This is a genomic window from Pseudomonas sp. lyk4-R2A-10 (assembly GCF_030209075.1).
In the GTDB taxonomy this organism is placed as follows: domain Bacteria; phylum Pseudomonadota; class Gammaproteobacteria; order Pseudomonadales; family Pseudomonadaceae; genus Aquipseudomonas; species Aquipseudomonas glycinae.
In genome coordinates, this window is sequence record NZ_JARVSR010000010.1 from 287,712 (window position 1) to 307,521 (window position 19,810).

21 protein-coding genes are annotated in these 19,810 nt (G+C 60.4%); 13 read left to right on the forward strand and 8 right to left on the reverse strand.

All coding sequences use genetic code 11. From position 1 onward, the window contains the following. Nucleotides 1–3: 3 nt before the first annotated feature. Genes QRN46_RS14855 through QRN46_RS14880 form a run of 6 tightly spaced genes read left to right on the forward strand, consistent with a single transcriptional unit; the run spans nt 4 to nt 5,550 of the window. The gene (locus tag QRN46_RS14855; RefSeq protein WP_011333919.1) at nt 4–708 is read left to right on the forward strand and encodes an energy transducer TonB family protein; all 705 of its coding nucleotides are present in this window, start codon (nt 4–6) and stop codon (nt 706–708) included. 39 nt (nt 709–747) lie between these two features. After that, the gene (locus QRN46_RS14860; protein WP_285355523.1) at nt 748–2,445 is read left to right on the forward strand and encodes a putative porin; all 1,698 of its coding nucleotides are present in this window, start codon (nt 748–750) and stop codon (nt 2,443–2,445) included. A 17-nt stretch (nt 2,446–2,462) separates the two neighbouring features. Beyond that, nucleotides 2,463–3,092 carry a hypothetical protein gene (locus QRN46_RS14865; protein WP_011333921.1) on the forward strand — a complete coding sequence of 210 codons (630 nt, stop codon included), beginning with the start codon at nt 2,463–2,465 and terminating at the stop codon, nt 3,090–3,092. 29 nt (nt 3,093–3,121) lie between these two features. Further along, a complete protein-coding gene (locus QRN46_RS14870) occupies nt 3,122–3,589 on the forward strand; it encodes a YbjN domain-containing protein (RefSeq protein WP_007955105.1) in 468 nt (155 codons plus the stop codon). Continuing rightward, on the forward strand, nt 3,586–4,533 hold the full coding sequence (locus QRN46_RS14875) for a peptidylprolyl isomerase (protein WP_041475253.1): 948 nt from the start codon (nt 3,586–3,588) through the stop codon (nt 4,531–4,533). Before QRN46_RS14870 ends, QRN46_RS14875 begins: the two co-directional genes overlap by 4 nt. Nucleotides 4,534–4,572: 39 nt before the next feature. After that, entirely contained in the window at nt 4,573–5,550 is a 978-nt protein-coding gene (locus QRN46_RS14880; protein WP_011333924.1) for a LysR family transcriptional regulator, read from the forward strand. 155 nt (nt 5,551–5,705) lie between these two features. On the opposite strand, the gene QRN46_RS14885 is transcribed toward QRN46_RS14880, so the two are convergent. Then, nucleotides 5,706–6,077: a DUF6124 family protein gene (locus QRN46_RS14885; protein WP_039772362.1), complete on the reverse strand. Its 372-nt coding sequence runs from the start codon at nt 6,075–6,077 to the stop codon at nt 5,706–5,708. A 387-nt stretch (nt 6,078–6,464) separates the two neighbouring features. Here QRN46_RS14885 and QRN46_RS14890 point away from each other — a divergent pair, with 387 nt between their 5' ends. Beyond that, nucleotides 6,465–6,980 (forward strand): GNAT family N-acetyltransferase, encoded by a 516-nt coding sequence (locus QRN46_RS14890; RefSeq protein ID WP_011333925.1) that lies wholly within the window; start codon nt 6,465–6,467, stop codon nt 6,978–6,980. Here the strand turns inward: QRN46_RS14890 and QRN46_RS14895 are convergent. Both QRN46_RS14895 and QRN46_RS14900 read right to left on the reverse strand, forming a co-directional pair. Next, nucleotides 6,970–7,926, reverse strand: a complete 957-nt coding sequence (locus tag QRN46_RS14895) for a halovibrin HvnC (protein WP_236676532.1) — start codon at nt 7,924–7,926, stop codon at nt 6,970–6,972. The genes QRN46_RS14890 and QRN46_RS14895 overlap by 11 nt on opposite strands. A gap of 17 nt (nt 7,927–7,943) precedes the next feature. After that, nucleotides 7,944–8,369, reverse strand: a complete 426-nt coding sequence (locus QRN46_RS14900; protein WP_285355532.1) for a DUF2599 domain-containing protein — start codon at nt 8,367–8,369, stop codon at nt 7,944–7,946. A gap of 461 nt (nt 8,370–8,830) precedes the next feature. On the opposite strand from QRN46_RS14900, the gene QRN46_RS14905 reads away from it, so the two are divergent. Beyond that, nucleotides 8,831–9,322, forward strand: coding sequence for a hypothetical protein (locus QRN46_RS14905; RefSeq protein WP_285355534.1), 492 nt, complete (start codon nt 8,831–8,833; stop codon nt 9,320–9,322). 249 nt (nt 9,323–9,571) lie between these two features. Here QRN46_RS14905 and QRN46_RS14910 read toward each other — a convergent pair whose 3' ends face one another. Further along, the gene (locus QRN46_RS14910; RefSeq protein ID WP_221614745.1) at nt 9,572–9,793 is read right to left on the reverse strand and encodes a cbb3-type cytochrome c oxidase subunit 3; all 222 of its coding nucleotides are present in this window, start codon (nt 9,791–9,793) and stop codon (nt 9,572–9,574) included. A gap of 16 nt (nt 9,794–9,809) precedes the next feature. Continuing rightward, complete coding sequence (gene ccoN / locus QRN46_RS14915; protein ID WP_201818293.1) at nt 9,810–11,237, reverse strand: cytochrome-c oxidase, cbb3-type subunit I; 1,428 nt, start codon at nt 11,235–11,237, stop codon at nt 9,810–9,812. Nucleotides 11,238–11,589: 352 nt separating this feature from the next. Here ccoN and nirA point away from each other — a divergent pair, with 352 nt between their 5' ends. The 4 genes from nirA (at nt 11,590) to QRN46_RS14935 (ending at nt 15,671) form a co-directional block, all read left to right on the forward strand. Beyond that, nucleotides 11,590–13,263: a nitrite reductase NirA gene (gene nirA / locus QRN46_RS14920; protein WP_285355536.1), complete on the forward strand. Its 1,674-nt coding sequence runs from the start codon at nt 11,590–11,592 to the stop codon at nt 13,261–13,263. After that, entirely contained in the window at nt 13,260–13,739 is a 480-nt protein-coding gene (locus tag QRN46_RS14925) for a DUF934 domain-containing protein (protein ID WP_221614744.1), read from the forward strand. The genes nirA and QRN46_RS14925 overlap by 4 nt, the downstream gene beginning before the upstream one ends. 129 nt (nt 13,740–13,868) lie before the next feature. Continuing rightward, a complete protein-coding gene (locus tag QRN46_RS14930) occupies nt 13,869–14,843 on the forward strand; it encodes a hypothetical protein (RefSeq protein ID WP_064381826.1) in 975 nt (324 codons plus the stop codon). Nucleotides 14,844–14,999: 156 nt separating this feature from the next. After that, entirely contained in the window at nt 15,000–15,671 is a 672-nt protein-coding gene (locus QRN46_RS14935; protein ID WP_221614743.1) for a DUF3313 domain-containing protein, read from the forward strand. A gap of 49 nt (nt 15,672–15,720) precedes the next feature. Here QRN46_RS14935 and QRN46_RS14940 read toward each other — a convergent pair whose 3' ends face one another. The 3 genes from QRN46_RS14940 to QRN46_RS14950 all read right to left on the reverse strand — a co-directional run bounded on the left by QRN46_RS14940 (nt 15,721) and on the right by QRN46_RS14950 (nt 18,934). After that, nucleotides 15,721–16,716: a DUF3829 domain-containing protein gene (locus tag QRN46_RS14940; RefSeq protein ID WP_285355540.1), complete on the reverse strand. Its 996-nt coding sequence runs from the start codon at nt 16,714–16,716 to the stop codon at nt 15,721–15,723. Continuing rightward, nucleotides 16,713–18,359, reverse strand: a complete 1,647-nt coding sequence (locus tag QRN46_RS14945) for a J domain-containing protein (RefSeq protein WP_285355542.1) — start codon at nt 18,357–18,359, stop codon at nt 16,713–16,715. Before QRN46_RS14945 ends, QRN46_RS14940 begins: the two co-directional genes overlap by 4 nt. 149 nt (nt 18,360–18,508) lie before the next feature. After that, nucleotides 18,509–18,934, reverse strand: a complete 426-nt coding sequence (locus QRN46_RS14950; RefSeq protein ID WP_011333938.1) for a YciI family protein — start codon at nt 18,932–18,934, stop codon at nt 18,509–18,511. Between the two features lie 272 nt (nt 18,935–19,206). Here QRN46_RS14950 and tpx point away from each other — a divergent pair, with 272 nt between their 5' ends. After that, nucleotides 19,207–19,707: a thiol peroxidase gene (gene tpx / locus QRN46_RS14955; protein ID WP_011333939.1), complete on the forward strand. Its 501-nt coding sequence runs from the start codon at nt 19,207–19,209 to the stop codon at nt 19,705–19,707. Nucleotides 19,708–19,810: the final 103 nt, after the last annotated feature.

Here is a 19,810-nt window from a genome sequence, read left to right on the forward strand (position 1 = left end):
GTGATGACTGCACAACTGCCAATCGAGCCTTTGCCGGTGAAGAAGTCGCCACTGCGTTACGTGAAGTGGGGCGCCGGGCTGCTGCTGGGTGCCGTCGCGGCATTCCTGTTGTGGCAGTGGGCCAACGACATGAGCGGCATCCGCCGGGAAGCGCCGAAGGTGCCGACGATCATTCCGTTGCCGCCACCGCCACCTCCGCCGCCGGAAAAACCGCCGGAGCCGGAAACCCCGGTGGAAGAAAAAATCGTCGAGCCCGAGCCGACGCCCGAGCCGCAGGAAGTGAAACCCGAGGAAGAGGCGCCGCCATCGCCGGCGGACGATCTGGCCAACCCGATGCAAATCGACGGCGACGCGCAGAGCGGCAGCGACGCGTTCAACATCGGCGCGGGGAAGGGCGGCGGCATGGCCGGATCCGGCGGTGGGCGACTGGGCAACGGCACCTATAGCCAGTTCCTCGCGTTCACTTTCCAGAAGCTGCTGCGCGAGAACCCCGACCTGCGCAACCTCGCGTTTTCGCTGCAGGCCGATGTGTGGCTGAGCAGCGTCGGCGAGATCACCCGGGTCGAGCTGATCAAGTCCAGCGGCAACCCCGAAATCGATACGCAAGTGCTCGCCGCGCTGCGCAATGCGCCTGCTTTAAGCGAGCGGCCACCGGCCTCCATCACCTTGCCTGTGCGCATGTCCCTGCAAGGGCGGCGTCCGGGTTAACCGAATTCATAAAGCTGTATGAAAAGGAGTTGTGTGCAGATGATTTCCAACGTGAATCGATTGTCCCTGGCGGTCGGCATGGTCATCGCGACCCTGGTCGGTCAGGCCGCGGCAGCGCCTGCGCCCTCGGAGAACGCCACGATCAATCTGATCCGCTTGCTGGTCGAGCAGGGCATTCTGAAACAGGACAAGGCCGACGCGCTGATCGCCCAGGCCCAGAACGAAGCGGCCCAGGCCAAGCAGGCTGCGGCGTCCACTGCCGTGACGGCCGGGCCGGTCACCGCACCGGGCGATGTGCGGGTGCAATACGTGCCGGCCGCGGTGCGCGACCAGATCCGCGATCAGGTCAAGGCTGAAGTCATGGCCACCGCCAAGCAGGAAAACTGGGCCGCGCCCAACACCTTCCCGGACTGGGCGTCGCGCATCAGCTTCGACGGCGACATCCGTCTGCGTGACGAATCACGCTACTACTCGGGCAGCAACAGCAACGAAATCGTCGACTTCGCCAAACTCAACAACAACGGCCCGTACGACGTGAACCCCAACAGCAGCACCGCGTTGCCGCCGTTGCTCAACACCCGCGAAGACCGCGAAAACCTGTTCCGCCTGCGCGCCCGCCTGGGCATGAAAGCGGAGATTTCGCCGCAATGGACCGCCGGCATCCGCATCGGCACCGGCTCGGACAACAACCCGGTGTCGACCACCCAGAACCTCGGCGGCGGTTTCTCGAAAAAGGACATCTGGCTCGATCAGGGTTACCTGACCTGGAAGCCGTCGGAGGAGCTGACGCTGACCGGTGGCCGCTTCGCCAACCCGTTCATGTCCACCGACATGCTGTATTCCAACGACCTGAACTTCGACGGCGTGGCGGCGATTTTCGACCACAAGCTCAGCCGCGACTGGGGCGTGTTCGGCACTGTCGGCGCGTTCCCGGTGGACTACACCAACGACACCACCACCAGCAACGGCTTCGACAAGGAAGAAAGCGACAACAAATGGCTGTACGGCGCGCAGATCGGCGCCAAATGGGCGATCAACAGCAACAACCGCTTGAAAGGCGCGCTGGCCTACTACCGCTTCGACGACATCGAAGGCCAGCGCTCCAGCCCTTGCGAACCGTGGGCCGGCGCGCCGGGCTGCGACAGCGACGGCACCCGCGCAGCATTCATGCAGAAGGGCAACAGCGTGTTCCTGCTGCGTGACATCACGCCGAACCCGCTCAACCCGACCACCACGCCGCAACCGCAATTCGTTGGCCTGGCGTCCGAATTCAACCTGTTGGACCTCAACGTGGTGTGGGACGCCGACCTGCCGGAAGACTTCAAACTGCGCAGCCAGGGCAACTACATCCACAACCTCGGTTACGACGAAGGCGACATGCGCAAGCGTTCGGCCGGACAACTGGTCAACAACCTCGACAGCAACGGCAACATCGAAAGCGGCGCCAATGCGTGGATGGTCCAGTTCACCCTCGGCAACGCGCTGGAGCTGAAGAAGCAGGGCGACTGGAACCTGTTCGCCGGCTACAAGTACATCCAGCCGGATGCCTTGCCGGACGGCTTCAACGATTCGTCGTTCCACCTCGGCGGCACCAACGCCAAGGGTTACTTTCTGGGGGGCAATTACGGTCTTGCGAAGAACGTCTACGCCACCGGCCGCTGGCTGAGTTCGGAGGCGGTGTATGGCGCGCCGTTCGACATCGACGTCATGCAGCTTGAGATCAACACGCGCTTCTAAGGCGCCGGGAGAGGGTTATGAAAATCCGCTGTTTATGGCTTGGGCTCGGCATGTTGATCGCCACCGGGGCGAGCGCCGAAGGCATGGAGGAACGCCTGCGCACCCAGTTGCGCAGCACCACCCAGCAACTGCAAACCCTGCAAAGCCAGCAGGCCCAGGCCAGCGCCGCGCAACTGGCGGCGCAGAACGAAGCCAAGGCTGCGCAGGCACAAATCAAGCAATTGACCGCCGAACTGGCCAAGGCCAAAGGCCTCGCCGAGCAACTGGCCGGGCAGCAGCAAGCCCTGCACAGCCAGGCCCAGGCGCAAGTCGCGGCCAGCAACGAGCAGACCGGCAAATTCAAGAAAGCCTATGACGAGTTGTTGGTCATGGCCCGTGCCAAAGAGGCAGAACGGTCTAAGCTTCAAGCGCAATTGACTGAACGTGACACACAAGTGCAGCAATGTTCGGTCAAGAATCAGCAGATGTACGGCGTGGCCAAGCAGATTCTCACCGCCTACGAAAACATCGATGTGGCCGAGGTGATGAAAATCCGCCAGCCCTTCGCCGGCAGCGCCCGGGTCAAGTTTGATGAACTGGCTCAGGGCTTTGGCGACGAACTGTACAAGACTCAATTCGATGCGCCGCAAGCTGCGATCGCGCACTGATTAAAAGACTCATGGACAAGGAAGAAGTAATGACTCAATTGATCTCCCACGTATCCCCGCAATCCCTGACCGACGTTCTGCAAGCCGCCGGTTACCGCGTCAACCAGACCGAACAGAACGGCATTGTCCAGTTGCTCAGCGCCAGCCAGGGCATCGGTTATGCCGTGCGTTTCGGCAACCCGGCGGTGGCGGAGCAGGGCAGCTACGTCGACTTCACCTTCAGCTGCGCCTTGCGCGTGCAGGGCGAGTTGCCGGCCGGTGTGGCCGAGCAGTGGAACGCAACCCGCCGGTTTGCCCGGTTGTCGTTGCAGGGCGAATTTCTGGTGATGGAAATGGACGTGGTGGTGGCCGCTGGCGTGAGCAGCGATTACCTGCGCGGCAACCTGGAGCTGTGGGATCGCCTGCTTCAGGAGTTCATCGTGTACCTGCGTGATTTCACCCAGAACGCTGCCGCCGCCCAGGCTCCAAAGGTTGAGCAAGAGGAAGTCGCGCTGTGACAAAACCTGCCATGGTAATCAGCGCCGCTGCGGTGGCGCTGTTGGTGGTGGCCGTGGCGCTGGTGGTGCGGCCGGGCAATGACCCGGTCGCCGCCCAGCAACCGGCGCCGGTCATTGCGGCGAACAGTGGGCCTGCGGTGGCGCGGTTGGGCAATCAGCAGGTTTCACCGGAGGAGTTGCAGGCGTTGCTGGCGGCTGTTCCACCGCAAACCCGCGAGCAACTGCGCGGTAATCGTGAGGCGCTGGAGCGCTGGATTCGTTCACGCCTGGCTGAAAAAGCCGTGTTGGAGCAGGCCGACGCCCAGGGTTGGGCGCAGCGTCCGGACGTGGTTCGGCAAACCCGTGCCGCCACCGAACAGATCGTGTTCCGCGACTATTTGCAGTCGGTGAGCCAAGTGCCGGCCGATTATCCGAGCGCTGCAGAGTTGCAGCAGGCGTATGACGCGGGCAAGGCCAATTGGCAGACGCCGGCGCTGTATCGGGTCAGTCAGATTTTCCTCGGGGTCAACGAACCACAGAATCTTGAGGCGGTGCGCAAGCAGGCGACGGAGTTGAGCAAGAAAGCCCAGGCAACCTCGGCGGACTTTGCAGGCCTGGCCAAAGAGTTTTCCCAGGATCGGCTCACCGCTGAGCGCGGCGGCGACACCGGCCTGCAACCGTTGCAGCAACTGGTGCCGGAAGTGCGTGGTGTCGTGGCGCGGCTCAAGGTTGGCGCGGTTTCCGATCCCGTTCAAAGCAGCGGCGGCTTCCACGTGATCAAACTCACTGAGCAACAACCGGCCCGCACCGCGACCCTCGACGAATTGCGTGACCAACTGACCCAGGCCTTGCGGGCACAGCGTCAGGAACAGATCGCCCAGGCCTATCTGGACGGCATGCTCAACACCGCAACGCTGAGTATCGACGGGGCCGAGCTCAATAAGGTGCTGGAGACCAAACCCTAAGCGCGGCACACCAAAACAAAGATCGACAGGGAGTCATCGATGTCATTCACCGAACCCGCAGCACGACCGAGCAGCGCCGATTTCCGCTGGCCCCGGGACAAGGAAGAATCCTGGCTGGCGCAAGCGGCGACCCTCGACGGCGACGTCGCGCAATATTTTCTGGTCAGCGCCCGTTGCGGCTGCTTCATGCAAGCCGCCCGCAGCCTCAACGTGCGCTCGACCCTGCTGCGCAAACAACTGGCGCAACTCGAACAGCAACTGCAATGTGCGCTGTTCAGCTTTCAGGGCAGCGCCTTGAGCCTGACCCGTGAAGGCCAGCAATTGCAGGCGCAACTGATCGCCCTGGCTCACGAGCGCAAACTCCCGGTGATCGAGCAACCCCTGATAAGGCTGGCCGTCGCCGAATCGATCCTGCATGACATCCTCGGACGCGACCTCATCGCACTGTTGCGCCGCAACGCCAGCGTGCGCCTCGAGATCATCGCCCTCGACAGCGAACTGGCCCTGCGCGCCGTCAGCGCCGACATCGTGCTGTGGCTCGCCCACGGCGATACCCCGCACCCCGGCCCGACCTTCGCCACCAGCGAACCGCAACGCCTCGCGCAACTGGAATACCAGCCACACATTGCCAAGCGTTACTCCCGCGTGACTGCACGCCCGGAAAGCCCCGACGACCTCGCCGATTTCATGCTGGTGCAATGGCAGCATGACCGGCAGATCGACAGCTTTCGACCGTGGAATGAACTGGTCGCACAGCGGTTGGCCGGGGTAGTGCAGATGCAGTCTTATGAACTGATGCTGGAGATGATCCGGTGCAGCGCGTGTATTGGTTTGCTGCCGATGTACATGAGCCGGTTTGATCGCGGGTTGGTGGCGTTGCCGGGGTTGTTTGACGAGGCGATGCGGTTGCAGGCCTGGTTGGCGGTGAACAGTGAATCGCAGGAGGCTGGCGAGGTGCGGACGTTGGTTGAGTTGATTCAACGCACTTTCAATGAGCGGCAGGAGTGGTTCGAGTAATTTTTCTTAGATCGTTCCCACGTCGAAAGCGTCCGCGTGGGAATGCCTCAAGGGACGCTCCGCGTTCCAGCTCCGGGAGGGACGCGGAGCGTCCCGGGCTGCATTCCCACGCGGACGGTTCGACGCCTCGACGTGGGAACGATCAGGCGATCAGGCTATAGCGGCGCCTCGGCCTTCAACTCCAGATTATCCAGCGCCCGATTTACCGCCAGTTCACCCAGCATGATCAGTTGCGCAATGCCCAGCAGCACATGCCGATGCGAGCCGTCCACCAGCCCGGCGAAGTCGGTGGCCATGGTTTTGGCCGAAGTCAGGGTTTCGCAGGCGTCGGCCAGCAGTTCTTCGCTGTCGATGCCGGGAGCGATGAGGTAGCGGGTGTTGGGTTTGAGCAGGGGTTTTCTGGGGAGTAGAGGATTGAAGTAGTGATCGAGGGCGCGTTCGGCGGCTTCGTGGAAGGTCTTTGAATCGAGGGATTCGTAGGGCGAGGTGGTGTCGGTTTCGGGTGGGTTGGGTGTTGGTTTGATCATGGTGAAGCTCCTTGAGAAATGGAGCCGTCATCCACCGCTGCTAAACGAATGGGGTGGCGGCTGTACGCGGGTTAGCAGACCAGGCTCAAGGATCCCGGCGCACCGAAGTGCCCCACGCAAGCCGCCATAAAACAGAAATGGCGAAACCAGCGTGCCTTGAGAATTGCCGAGCTGCTAAACCCGATCGCTGATTCATCAGCGACCCGGAAACGATAGAGCCCGCCCTCAAGGCGCACAAGCCGGCGGATTCTGGCGGATGCGTAGGCAATGGCGCAAGCCGTTGTGGCTTGCCGGACGTTTCGGTCAACGGCTTTAAACAGTCATGGCGAATCCGTGAAGAAGCGGTTTACAGTGACCGGCCACGCACTGATCCAGGAGGGATCTTTCATGCCTGAGCACAACCCCGCCATTCACCTCGAACGCTTCAGCGAGTCCCACGTCGAAAGCGTCACCGCGCTTTACAACGACCCGGCCGTGACCCGGCAGGTGCTGCAGATGCCGTTTCAGTCTGCCGAGATCTGGCGCCAGCGGCTGATGCCCGAAAACGAACGGATGGTGAAACTGGTGGCGCTGCATCAAGGTGCGGTGATCGGGCATCTCGGGCTGGAGGCTTTTTCGCGAATTCGCCGTAGCCACGCCGGCAGTGTCGGCATGGCTGTTGCGGTGGCGTGGCAGGGCAAGGGTGTGGGTTCGAAGCTGTTGTCGGCGGCGCTGGACGTCGCCGACAACTGGATGAACCTGCACCGGGTCGAGCTTTCGGTGTATGCCGATAACGAGGCGGCCATCGGTCTTTACCGCAAGTTCGGCTTCGAGACTGAAGGCCTGTTCCGGGATTACGCCGTGCGTGACGGGCAATGGGTCGACACCCTGAGCATGGCGCGGCTGCGTCGGGTTACGGCTTGACCAGTTGGTCCGCATCGACGTACTGGAACGTTGCCTCGGTGGCAGGTGTGGCCGGCGGAAACAGGCGGATCACTGGCACCCAGATCTTCGGGTTTGTGGAGTCGTAAAAATCCTTTTGATTGCCCTGTGCTTCGGCAAGACCAGTATTGGTGCCGCCGGCCACGAAAAAGAACGCCATGAGCGGGAGTGTGTTTTGCAGGTTCTGTGGCCAGGTCTTGATCACGATTTCATTCTGCTCGGAGAAATGCGCGGGCATCTGGCTCAGCATTCCCCTTGCTCGTACAGATTGATAGAAGGGCACTCCCGCCGGTTTGCCGGTGGCTTCGGAAACGTCAAATCCGCATTGTCGAATGTGATGACTGTCGGGTGAGGTGTCCCATACGTTTTTCCATTGTTCGGCGGTGGAAACCCCGGCACTCTGGCAGCGCTGGCTTGTTGCGGGAAACGAGGCATGAGCACCGCAGGGTGTCGTCCGGTTCCAGGTCCAGCCATCAATCGGGAAGGAGCACAGTACATCAAGGTCGATCTTGTCGATGGGAGCGCCAAAGATGGGGTACAGCATGAAGCCGTTGCCTTTTCCCCATGCCAGGCGGCCGAATTTTGAGTCGGCCCTGAGATAGGAAAACGAAACACCGCCGTTTTTCACTGAGGTCGGGCTTGGGTTCCAGACATGGTGCGTGTCGCCGGGGTTCTTGTCAGTGACTCGAAAGATGATCCCGGAACAAAGAAAAGCAGGTCGATTGTTGTTTTGATCGCAGTTCGGAAATTTACGGTTGTAGAGCGTGTTCAACAACTCGATCACCTTAGGTCCGCTCATTTCGGCGTGAGGGTTGTTGCTCACGACCGGCAACGGTGGATTGGTGTCGACTTGAGTACAACCCAGAAGCGTTGCAAACAAAATCCCAAGGAAGATGTTTTTTGTATTCATTGCGCCCTTACTGTTCATGGCCCCGTTGCCTGCGCTCAGGGCGCGTCTTCAAGTAACGGCGTTTCGTGGTTACAGCCTTCTGCCACTGTTTTTGAAAGTCCAACGTCAGGGCGCCAGGGCTCCAGGTACCACTCAGGTTTGTTCCGGGCAACCATCAGATGACAGATCAACTGGTGGCGCAGGCCATGAGTGTTTGTCCAGTAACGGCTGTTGGAATAATCACGGGTGAGTTCATCCCATAAATAGGCCGTGCCTTCCGGTGGCGTTTGTCTGGCGCAGTCGGTCGGCTTGATGGAAAGTGCCCACTCGTAGTTCCGGTAGATCCATTGCGCGCTCGCGATGTAACTCTTACAGCGCTCCACTTTCTGGATGTAGCTGTCTGCGTTTGCGAGCTCGGATGCGCGCACGTCGTCCGGCGGAGTTGCCGCTTGCGCGCAAACAGCCGGCAGAGTCACCAACATTGCGCCAATTATTCTGTGCATGATGTGTACTCAGGTTTTTTACAGGCAAGTTGTGGAATTGTTGTGGCCAACAATGGTGTCCTTAAAAGGGTAAGTCTCAAAAACCAGGGAAAGATGATTTGATCTCCACTGTGCTTGTTGAAGAGAAACCAGAGTCCTTTCGACGTCTCGCTCGCAGTGGGGCCGATCCGGGTGACCTGCACTTTGATTTCATTGGGGCCATTCATTTCAGAACTCCAGAGTTCCATGTCGTGCAACTTGAAAAACGACTGCACTTATCAAAGCTCATGGAGTGGACGCTGCCTACTGTCAGATCTGACAGGTGAATACCGAAAAAAGCAGCCTTTCGTCGAATTTCATGAAGAGTCGTCGAGCAACTCGTCCGAGCTTGGTCGTACGTCCTGAGGCTGAACCTGCCATGATCGTCCTTCGCGGTATCGCTACTCTACGAGGGCAATCAGATGGACGACGTACAGCAACTGGGCGAAATGCTTCGCCACTATGCCGACAGCGAAGCGCACAAGAAGCAATTGTTCGAGACGCAGTCAGCGACCTGGGCCACCCGGATTACCGAGTTGTTCGGGCGGATCCAGCAATGGCTGGAACCGGTGCAGGCGTCGGGTTTGCTGGAGGTCAGTCGCGAGGCTTATGTGGCGTTCGGGCCGAGCATTCCGGTTGAGACCTCAACCTTCAAGACTGAAAAATTGAGCATCGTGATTGCCGGCAAACCGGTGGAGTTTGTACCGGATGTGATGGGCAGTGGCGGGCAGATTTCGCTGGCGGTGATGGGGTTGACGGCGGCGCGGTACGGGAGTGTTTCGTTGGTGGGGCTGCCCGATGGTGATTGGCAGTGGCGCAAGACCAATGGGTTGAAGGATCCGGATACCTTTGCCTTCGATGCGAATTTTCTCGCGCAGCAGTTACAGAGTTTGATTCCGCGTGACCGCACCTAAGATCAAGAGCAACCCCCTCACCCCAGCCCTCTCCCCCAAGGGGGCGAGGGGGAAAGGGAGCAGATTTGTGTCGTTTTCAATATTGAGTTCGACGGAAAGGGAGCAGATCGGGGGCTTTTCAATTTTTGAGTTCGGCTCGATATTTCAGGTCGGCGTAACTCGAAAAAACAACCCGGTCAGTTCCCTCTCCCTATGGGCGGTCCGACGTTTCGGGAGGGCTAGGGTGAGGGGCCGCTCGGCTGACACACCTCACATCTCAAGATTGACCCACCCCGGCTTCGCCACCTCCGGCGCCACCGCTTTCACGGTTTTACCAGTAGCCATCTCAACTCGCCGCGCCACTTCCGGATCATCGGCAAACGGCGTCAGACTCGCCTCATCCAGGCTCTCGCTCGTCTCATGGCGCAAGCAATACTCCACCGCCAGCCACAGAAACAGCACACCCAACACATTCAACAAAACATCGAACATGGCCAAGCTCCCTTGATCAGGCGATCTGCGCTTCACGGTGGGCGAGTGCAACGTCGGCAATCCGCACGGTGCGCCACACGTTATAGGCCATCAGCAACATGCCGCTGAGGAAGAACACCCCGCCGGCAAACCGCACGACAAACCCTGGATGACTGGCCTGTAGCGCCTCGACGAACGAGTAGGTCAGCGTGCCGTCCTCGTTGATCGCCCGCCACATCAAGCCTTGGGTAATCCCGTTGACCCACATCGAGGCGATATACAACACCGTGCCGATGGTCGCCAGCCAGAAGTGCAGGTTGATCAGCGGCGTGCTGTGCATCCGCTCGCGGCCGAAGACCTTGGGCACCATGTGATAGGTCGCGCCGAAGGTGATCATTGCCACCCAGCCGAGTGCGCCGGCGTGTACGTGGCCGATGGTCCAGTCGGTGTAGTGGGAGAGGGCATTGACGGTCTTGATCGCCATCATCGGCCCTTCGAACGTCGACATGCCGTAGAACGCCAGCGACAGAACCAGGAAGCGCAGGATCGGGTCGGTGCGCAATTTATGCCAGGCGCCCGACAGGGTCATCATCCCGTTGATCATCCCGCCCCAGCTCGGTGCCAGCAGGATCAGCGACATCGCCATGCCCAGCGACTGCGCCCAGTCCGGTAGCGCGGTGTAATGCAAATGGTGCGGGCCGGCCCAGATGTACAGGGTGATCAGCGCCCAGAAGTGCACGATCGACAACCGGTACGAATACACCGGCCGATTCACTTGCTTGGGCACGAAGTAATACATCATCCCGAGGAACCCGGTGGTCAGGAAGAACCCCACCGCGTTGTGCCCGTACCACCACTGCACCATGGCGTCGGTGGCGCCGGAGTACACCGGATAAGACTTGAACCAGTCCACCGGGATCGACAGGTGATTGACCACGTGGAGCATGGCGATCACCAGAATGAACGCGCCGAAGAACCAGTTGCCGACATAGATGTGCTTGGTTTTGCGCTGCACCACGGTGGTGAAGAACACGATGGCGTACGCGACCCAGACCACCGCCATCCAAACGGCGCCGGAGAATTCGATCTCGGCGTATTCCTTGGTGGTGGTGTAGCCCATCGGCAGGGTGACCAGCATGATCACGATCACCGATTGCCAGCCCCAGAAGGTGAAGGCGGCGAGCTTGTCCGAGTACAGCCGCACCTGGCAGGTACGCTGCACGGCGTAGTAACTGGCGGCGAATTGCGCGCTGCCGGCGAAACCGAAAATCACCAGGCTGGTGTGCAACGGTCGCAAGCGGCCGAAGGTGGTCCACGGCAAGTCCAGATTCATCTCCGGCCATACCAGTTGCGAGGCGATCCATACCCCCATCGCCATGCCCACGACACCCCAGAAAACAGTCGCGATGACGAATTGGCGGACGACCTTGTAGTTATAAGCCTGTCCGATTGTTGCTGTGCTCATGGTCAGTTCATCCACGGTTGCAAAGTCTTGCCAGGCCACCCGGTCTGGCACGAGCTGCACTGTAGAAACCCCACCGGAAACAAAACAGGCTCAGGAATTGTTCATTTATGCGGATCAGATTCAGGCGCTGCCTGCGGCCATCTGCCGCGCCCTGATACGGTTTTTATGCGTTCAGGTGAATCTGTTGCGTGCTGCGCCGCTCGTCCATAGTCGTAAAAAAATCCTGTGGGAGCGGGCTTGCTCGCGAATGCGGTGTGTCAGGCAACTGAATTGTTGGCTGACACACCGCATTCGCGAGCAAGCCCGCTCCCACAGTTTTGACCGTGATCAAAACTGATGAGGTAGCCGCTGCATGTATCAATACGATGATTACGACCGGGCGCTGGTGTTCGAGCGCGTTGCGCAATTTCGCGATCAGGTCGAGCGCTTCATGGCCGGGGAGTTGAGCGAAGAGGAATTCCTGCCGTTGCGCCTGCAAAACGGCCTGTACATGCAAAAGCACGCTTACATGCTGCGGGTGGCCATTCCTTACGGCACGCTGAGCGCCGAACAAATACGCACACTGGCAAGCATTGCCCGGGACTACGACCGTGGCTACGGCCACTTCACCACCCGGCAGAACATGCAGTTCAACTGGATCGAGCTGCACGAGGTGCCGGACATTCTCGAACGCCTGGCGCAGGTCAACATGCATGCGATCCAGACCTCGGGCAACTGCGTGCGCAACATCACCACCGAAGCCTTTGCCGGGGTCGCGGCAGACGAGCTGATCGATCCGCGTCCGCTGGCCGAAATCCTGCGGCAATGGTCAACGATCAACCCGGAATTCCTGTTCCTGCCGCGCAAGTTCAAGATCGCCATCTGCTCGGCGACGCAGGATCGCGCGGCGATCATGATGCATGACATCGGCCTCTACCTTTATCCCGGACGTGACGGCCAGATGCTGCTGCGGGTGATCGTCGGCGGCGGTCTGGGGCGCACGCCGATTCTCGGTCTGCAAATTCGCGATGGCCTGCCGTGGCAGCATTTGCTGTCCTATGTCGAGGCGGTGTTGCGGGTCTACAATCGCCACGGCCGGCGCGACAACAAGTACAAGGCGCGGATCAAGATTCTGGTCAAGGCGCTGGGCATCGAAGCGTTCGCCAAGGAAGTCGAGGAGGAATGGCAACACCTCAAGGACGGCCCGGCGCAATTGACCGAGGATGAATACCAGCGCGTCGCCAGTGCCTTCGTGCCGCCGAGCTATCGCACATTGGCGGGCACCGATCTGGATTTCGGCACGCATCTGGCGGAGAACCCGGCGTTCGCCCGCTGGGTTGCGCGCAACGTTCAGCCGCACAAGGTGCCGGGCTACACCAGCGTGGTGCTGTCGACCAAACCGGGCCTGGCCGCGCCGCCGGGGGACGTCACCGATGCGCAGATGCAGGCCGTGGCCGACTGGTCCGAGCGTTTCGGTTTCGGCGAAATCCGCATCGCCCACGAGCAGAACATCGTCCTGCCCGACGTGCCCAAGTCCGAGCTGTTTGCGCTGTGGCAGCAGGCGAAAGAGCAGGGGCTGGGCGCCGCCAATGTCGGCCTGCTGACCGACATCATTGCCTGCCCCGGCGGTGATTTCTGTGCGCTGGCCAATGCCAAATCGATCCCGATTGCCCAGGCGATTCAGGCGCGTTTCGACAACCTCGATTACCTGCATGATCTGGGCGACATCAGCCTGAACATCTCCGGCTGCATGAACGCCTGCGGCCACCATCACATTGGCAATATCGGGATTCTCGGCGTCGATAAAAACGGCAGCGAGTGGTACCAGATCACCCTCGGCGGCGCGCAGGGCAAAAACAGCGCACTGGGCAAGGTCATCGGCCCGTCGTTCAGCGCCGCCGAAGTGCCGCAGGTGATCGAGCGGATCATCGGCACCTTCGTCCGTTATCGCGAGGCCGAAGAACAGTTCGTCGAGACCGTGGCGCGCATCGGACTGGAGCCGTTCAAGGAGCGGGTCTACCCGAAAGCGCTGGAGGTGTCGGCATGAACAATCTGTTGCGCATTGAGGCGAGTGGGGCGCGGATCGTGCTCGATGATCCGTGGACGCTGATCCGCACGCCCGAAACGGCTGACAGCACTGAAATGTTGATTCTGCCGCTGGCCCACTGGCTCGAATCACCCTCGACTCACGCGGTCTGGCTGGGTCCGGACGACGGCGTCGAAAGCCTGCTGCCATGGCTGGCCTCGCTGCCCCTGATCGCCCTCGACTTCCCGAGCTTTCGCGACGGCCGCGCCTACAGCCAGGCCTATCTGCTGCGCAGTCGTTTCGGCTGGAAAGGCGAGTTGCGCGCCATCGGCGATGTGCTGCGCGACCAGCTCAGCCACATGCGCCAGTGCGGTTTCGACAGCTTCGCCGTGCGCGAGGACAAATCCGCCGAGGATGCGCTCAAGGGCCTGGCGGGGATGAGCGTGTTGTACGGGCGCTCGGTGATCGAGCCGCGACCGTTGTTCCGGCGCCGGTGATGCAGGGGAAACCCTTAGAACCCTGATGAATCGGGGATTTTTCCTTGGGTCGATGGTGGCCTTTTGGTAGAGTCCCCGTCGCCAGCGGGTTTTCGGCTGGACGACGGAACGAAGAAGGGAGTCTGATCAGTGAGTCCGGGAAAAAAAATTCTGGGCATCACCGCGTTGCTGTTGATGGTGACGCTGTGGGCCGGTTACATCTATGTGTTCAACGAAAACCGTGGCGGTCAGCTCGGCGGTGTCGGCGAAAGCACCGCGTGGTGCGGCACGCCGCCGAACACCGAAGCGGCGCTGCTGGGCAAGGATCAACTGACCCTGCGCATCACCAACAACCTGCGCGGCGAGTTCATGCTCAGCGGCGCGGTAGTGGTCTCCGAACGCACCTTCAACCGCTATGACCTGGGCCGCAACGAACTGCGTCTGCGCCTGGAACCGTTGCAGTGGTCGTTCGGCGTCACGCCGATCTTCCTCGAACAGGTGAAAGTCCTGCCCCTGAGCCGCAACCTCGCCTCGACCGACAAGAGCGCCTTTGCCGAACTTGAATCGCGGCCGATCAGCGTCCAGGGCCGGGTCACCGAATTTCCTTTCGACACCTATCGCTACGGCTACAAGCCAGTCCTGTATTACCTCAAGGGCAGCGAGCGCATCGACCTGCGCTTCAAGAACATCACCACGCTGATGGAGATGTCCAACACCTTCACGCCGATCCAGAAATACAACCGCGCCGACTACATCAACGAGAAAAACTCGATGATCCGCGACGAGGACTACAAGGCCTACGGCCCCCACGAATGTGCATTCAGCGTCGAGCGCAAAGGCTCGTTCAAGGTCGTGGTGCTGTTGATGCTGCTGGTGCTGTGCCTGCCGTTGCTGCTGGTGTTCTACCGCGATGAACCGGGGATCGACTTCCTCGCCACGCTGGTGGGAATCGGCGTGGTGCGCACGGTGCTGGTGGGGCCGGTGCAGGATTTCCAGCTGTACAACATTGATTTTCTGTTCGGTGCGGCGATTCTGCTGGTGGGGACGGTGTCGCTGATCAAGGCGATGCGGGCCAACAGCCGGCGGGAGATGGCGTTGAGAAGTGGCGAGACTTCGAGCTGGTAGAAGAAAGCCTTGAGCACCGGTGATGGTCCGGACCTTTCAAAGGTCCGGACCCGACGTTGTGCAATGTTCGGGTTTCTGATCGCAAACGGCGCGAATTTAGCTATACCTGTAACTCCCCCGACGCAATAAATTCGGCCTTCCGACAGGAGTTACAGCATGAAGCTAGCCGTAATGATGAGCACCCTGTGCATTGCCACGCTGGGCGTGGTGGGTTGCTCCAGCAAAACCGTCGCACCCGACGAGTACTCAGGCTTCCTCAAGGACTACAGCCAGCTGAGGGAGGCCAAATCCCCGTCGGGGGCCGAAGTGATGCGCTGGATCGACCCGAAAGTCGACATCGGCAAATTCACCAGCTTTTACGTCGAACCGACCCAGCTCTATCCCAAACCGCAACCCACCGTGAAGATTCCACAGCAGACCCTCAACGGCATCACCAGCTACTACGATCAGGCGCTCAAGCGTGAACTGGGCAAATCCCTGCCGCTGGCCTCGGGCCCCGGGCCGGGCGTGATTGTGGTGCGCGCGGCCATCACTGCCGTCAGCAGCAAGACCGAAGGCCTGCATGCTTATGAGGTGATTCCGGTGGCGTTGGTGGCGGCAGCGGTCAGCACCGCCAGCGGTATTCGCGATCAGGAAACCACGCTGGCGACCGAAGCGGTGTTCCTCGATGGCGGCACCAACAAGGTGGCGGCGCAGGTGGTGCGCAAGGGCACTGGCAAACCGCTGGAAAATGATTCGCAGGTGATGAAGGCCGATGACGTGAAAGGCGTGATCGACGGCTGGGCCTCGGATCTGCATCAGTCCTACCTCAAGCTCAAGGCCAAGTAAGACCGACACGCCGGGTCGTCCCTGAGGGCGATCCGGCGTGCGCACGGCGTCAGAAGCTGGCGCGCGCCAGTCGGTTGTAATGGCTGAGCAAACCGTCGTAACGGCGGGTCACGGCGTAGTAGTCCTCGCTCAAACGTTCGGGCTTGGCGTGGTTGTGCCAGTCGGCTTGCAGAGTGTTCAATGCCTCAAGATAGTTTTGCCCCGGCTCGCCAATACGCAGCCACAGGTCCCGTGCGGCATCGGTCTTGTTCTGGAATCCACCCGTACGTGGTGCGAGCCAGGGTTCGCGACGGTTCCACGTCTGTTGCAGCTTTGCGGTGGTGTCGGCCAGCAACTTCGGGGTCAGGGTGCGGTTTTTCATCGCTTCGTCGAGCATGTCGATGGTCTCCCGCGCCTGAATCATGTACGCCAGCAAGTCCCAGTGAATGTCCCTGCCCAGACGCGCTTCGATCAGCTTGAGCTGTTCGGCACGTTGCGTGGTGTCGATGGGCAGCAGGCTTTGCCGGAGAGCTGTCGAGGCGCCGATGTACTCCTGTGAAACGCGCTCGATCGCCGCCAGCTCTCCAGGGGAGGGCTGTTGCGAGCTGGAGACGAAACTCGCCTCTCGGTAAAACCGCGTGGGTGCAATGGTGGTCGTGACGTGAGTCAGTGCCTGGACATACTCGTTGGCCTGTCGCGCCAGTTCAGGCTGCCAGGCCAACAGTTCGAGTTTTTCCGTGAGGCCCTGACCGCAGACATCGCGCTGAATGTCTCGCACATTGAATGCGTCGCTGTCGTCGAAATCATTGAGGCTCTTCAACCAGCGCTGGTCGCGGGGCAAGGGCGGTTGAGGGTTCTGGTAGCGGTCGTAGGCCACTCGCCATTGCACGTCGATCCGGTTGATGCAGGCAATCACCGGGCTCATCGCATTGGCCTGGGCGGTGACCGGCGCATCGCGCCCGTCCAGCCAGAGATCGAGTTGCAGGAAAGGACGGGTCGCACTCGTCAGCGCCATTATCACCAGCGCGAAGAAAATACCGAGGCAAAACATCATTCTCGAGCTCATGGGCGGGCCTCCTTGCCGTACCACTGTTCGACGGTGGCCGGTGCGCTGCATTCGGCGGTGGTGGCCGGCAAGCGACTGCACAGGCGTTCGGTCCAGGGTTGCAGGCCCTGATTGCGATTGACCGTGCCTTGGCTGGCGACCACTTTGAATACGCCGAGCACGAGGGCCAGCACCAGAATGCCGAAGATCGTCACGCCGACCTTCATGGCCGGACGGCTCTCTTCCCAGGACACCCGGGGCCTGGACTGCCAGCGGCGCACCAGTCCGAAGGTCGCCAGGGTCGCGGCGTACACCACGCCGGCAATCGGGCCGAAAAACCAGCCGAGCCCGGCCACCATCAGCGCGCCGGGCATGAAGTCGCGCAGTACGCCGAATGGCGGCGAGTCTTTGAGGAAGCGCGGGCAGAGGCCAGCGCTGAGCCGGTCATCCAGCCGCCATACGCGATGGGCAACGTTGTGCACCAGCCAATTGAGCCCGGCCACAATCACGCCGAACACCACGGTCGAGATCATGACGATATTGATCAGCCCGCTGAGGCGAATGCCCAGCGGAATGTAATGGGTGAACGCGCCGATCAGGCAGGCCAGCACCACGCCCACGTAGGTCGGCCAGTCATTGAAGCTCAGTTCCCAGTCACGCCAGAAAAACGCTGTGCCGCCGGGCATCTGCGCGCAGATCTTGGGGTGATTGGCGTACAACTCCGAACTCAACTTGCGGCATTGAGCCCAGTCGTCCTCGCGCAGGCGCCGGGCCAGCGCGCGGCGGGCGCTGAACGAGCCGGTGCCGAGCAGCAGGCGGGCGGCGCGGTGTTCGGAGGTGACGGCGGGCTCCGTAGCCAGTTGTTGCTGGTGAGCCAGGAAAAGCGGCGCATTTTGTCGAGCCAGCAGGCGTTGCCATTCGCCGTCAGGGCAGAGATTCCCCGTGCTGCCGTGCCAGCCTTGACCAGTGCGCACCCGTTCGAAAATCTCGGGAGACCAGACTGGCGCATCCAGCAGCAAATGGCTCAGGGCACGGTTGAACCATTGCCGATGTTGTTCAATCGTCAGCCAATTGAAATCGGCACAACGGGCGTAGGCCTGGAAAAATCCGTCGACGTCTTCCCGTTCGAGGGCATCGCGCATCGGTTGCGCAATGCGCGCGCGTTGCTGATCCAGCAACAGGTCAATCGATATCTCGTCCAGCTCCAGGCGTTGCCAGGCGCTGAACCAGAAGAAGGTCGGTATGGCCCAGTCCACCAGCGTCTGCGAAGTCTCAGGGTGTTCAATGCAATGATGCAGCACCGTGTCTTCGAAGAAATGCGCGCAACCCTGTTTGAGGGTGACGGCATGGCGATGATTCAGCTCTTCAACGCTGAGCCCGTCCAGCGAGCGGGTCGCCAGTTGCAGGGCATCGACCTCAACCACTGTCAGGCCACTCAGATCCCAGGATTCTTCAATGCCCGGATCCTGCGCTTGTTCTTCATCCTGCTCGTGATACTGCTGCCATTCCTTGTACGCCAGCGCCTGCTCATAGGCATCGCGCAGCCGCTGGAAGCCCTCGGGGTCATCGTCGGGGCGGGTTTGTTTGAGCAGGACGGCATATTGGCGTTTGATAGCGCGCACATCGGCGTCGGCCGACAGGCCAAGGACGGTCCAGCAACTCATTGCGATGACAACTCCATGAAAACCGCGACGCGATCCAGTGGTGGCATTGTGATGTTGCGCACCCTACCTGTTTCGCGTCGAAAAGTCCTCGTGTCTCGCTCAGTCGTCACCGGCCTTACGGAAAATGCTGACGTGCTCGATTCGGGGCTTCAGTGTTTTTTGGCTTGCTCGCGTATGCGTTCTTCCTGCTCACGCAGTTCCGGGGTGAACTCGGTGCCGAAATCTTCCGCGCTGAACACCTGGCGAATCTCGATTTCCGATTCAGTGCCCGGCATGGGATTCGGGCAGCGCTTGACCCATTCGATGGCCTCTTCTTTGGATTTCACGTCCCAGATCCAGTAACCGGCGATCAGCTCTTTGGTCTCGGCAAACGGGCCGTCGATCACGCTGCGGTTTTCGCCACTGAAGCGTACGCGGGCGCCTTTGCTGCTGGGATGCAGGCCGTCGGCAGAAACCAGGATGCCGGCCTTGGCCAGTTGTTCGTTGTAGTTACCCATGTCGGTCAGCAACTGTTCGCTGGGCATCACGCCGGCTTCGGAGTCGTGGCTGGCTTTGACAATGATCATGAAGCGCATGGTGTTTCTCCGCAGGTGAGTGAGGGATTCATGGCCTAGTCGAACGGCCGGGATCTGAATCGACAGGTCGTTAAAGAAAAGATGCAGACTCGCGTTTTAACAAGCATCACCCTCTTTTAGAGCGGGGATGTGTGGGGGTACTGGAGAATGTGTATCCAGTTTTGCGTGCCAGAACATGACAATTTCAGTCCAGGCATAGGTCGTCGGACAATTTCGTGGTTAACTTCCGCCTCTTGCATGCTTTCCCAACAACGTTAAGAAGGACTCCGTTCATGGCTCAAGTCACGCTCAAAGGCAACCCGGTTCAAGTCAACGGCCAACTGCCACAAGCCGGTTCCAAGGCGCCAGCCTTTTCCCTGGTAGCCGGCAATCTGTCCGACGTCACCCTGAAAGACTTCGCCGGCAAGCGCAAAGTGCTGAACATCTTCCCAAGCGTCGACACCCCGACCTGCGCCACTTCCGTGCGCAAGTTCAACGCTCAGGCCAACGACATCAGCAACACCGTGGTGCTGTGCATCTCGGCTGACCTGCCGTTCGCCCAGGCTCGCTTCTGCGGCGCCGAAGGCCTGGAAAACGTACAAAACCTGTCGACCCTGCGCGGCACCGAGTTCCTCGAGAACTACGGCGTGGCCATCGCTGACGGCCCGCTGAAAGGCCTGACCGCCCGTGCGGTGGTTGTTCTGGACGAAAACGACAACGTCCTGCACAGCGAACTGGTCAAGGAAATTGCAGAAGAGCCTAACTACGAAGCGGCACTGTCCGTTCTGAAATAAGCGCTTTTACAATTGTTAACGGCCTGGCCCTGTCCAGGCCGTTTTCATTTGTGTATCAGTGTTTTGCCTCACACCTTGAAACGTAAGTGGAAGGTAAATTGCC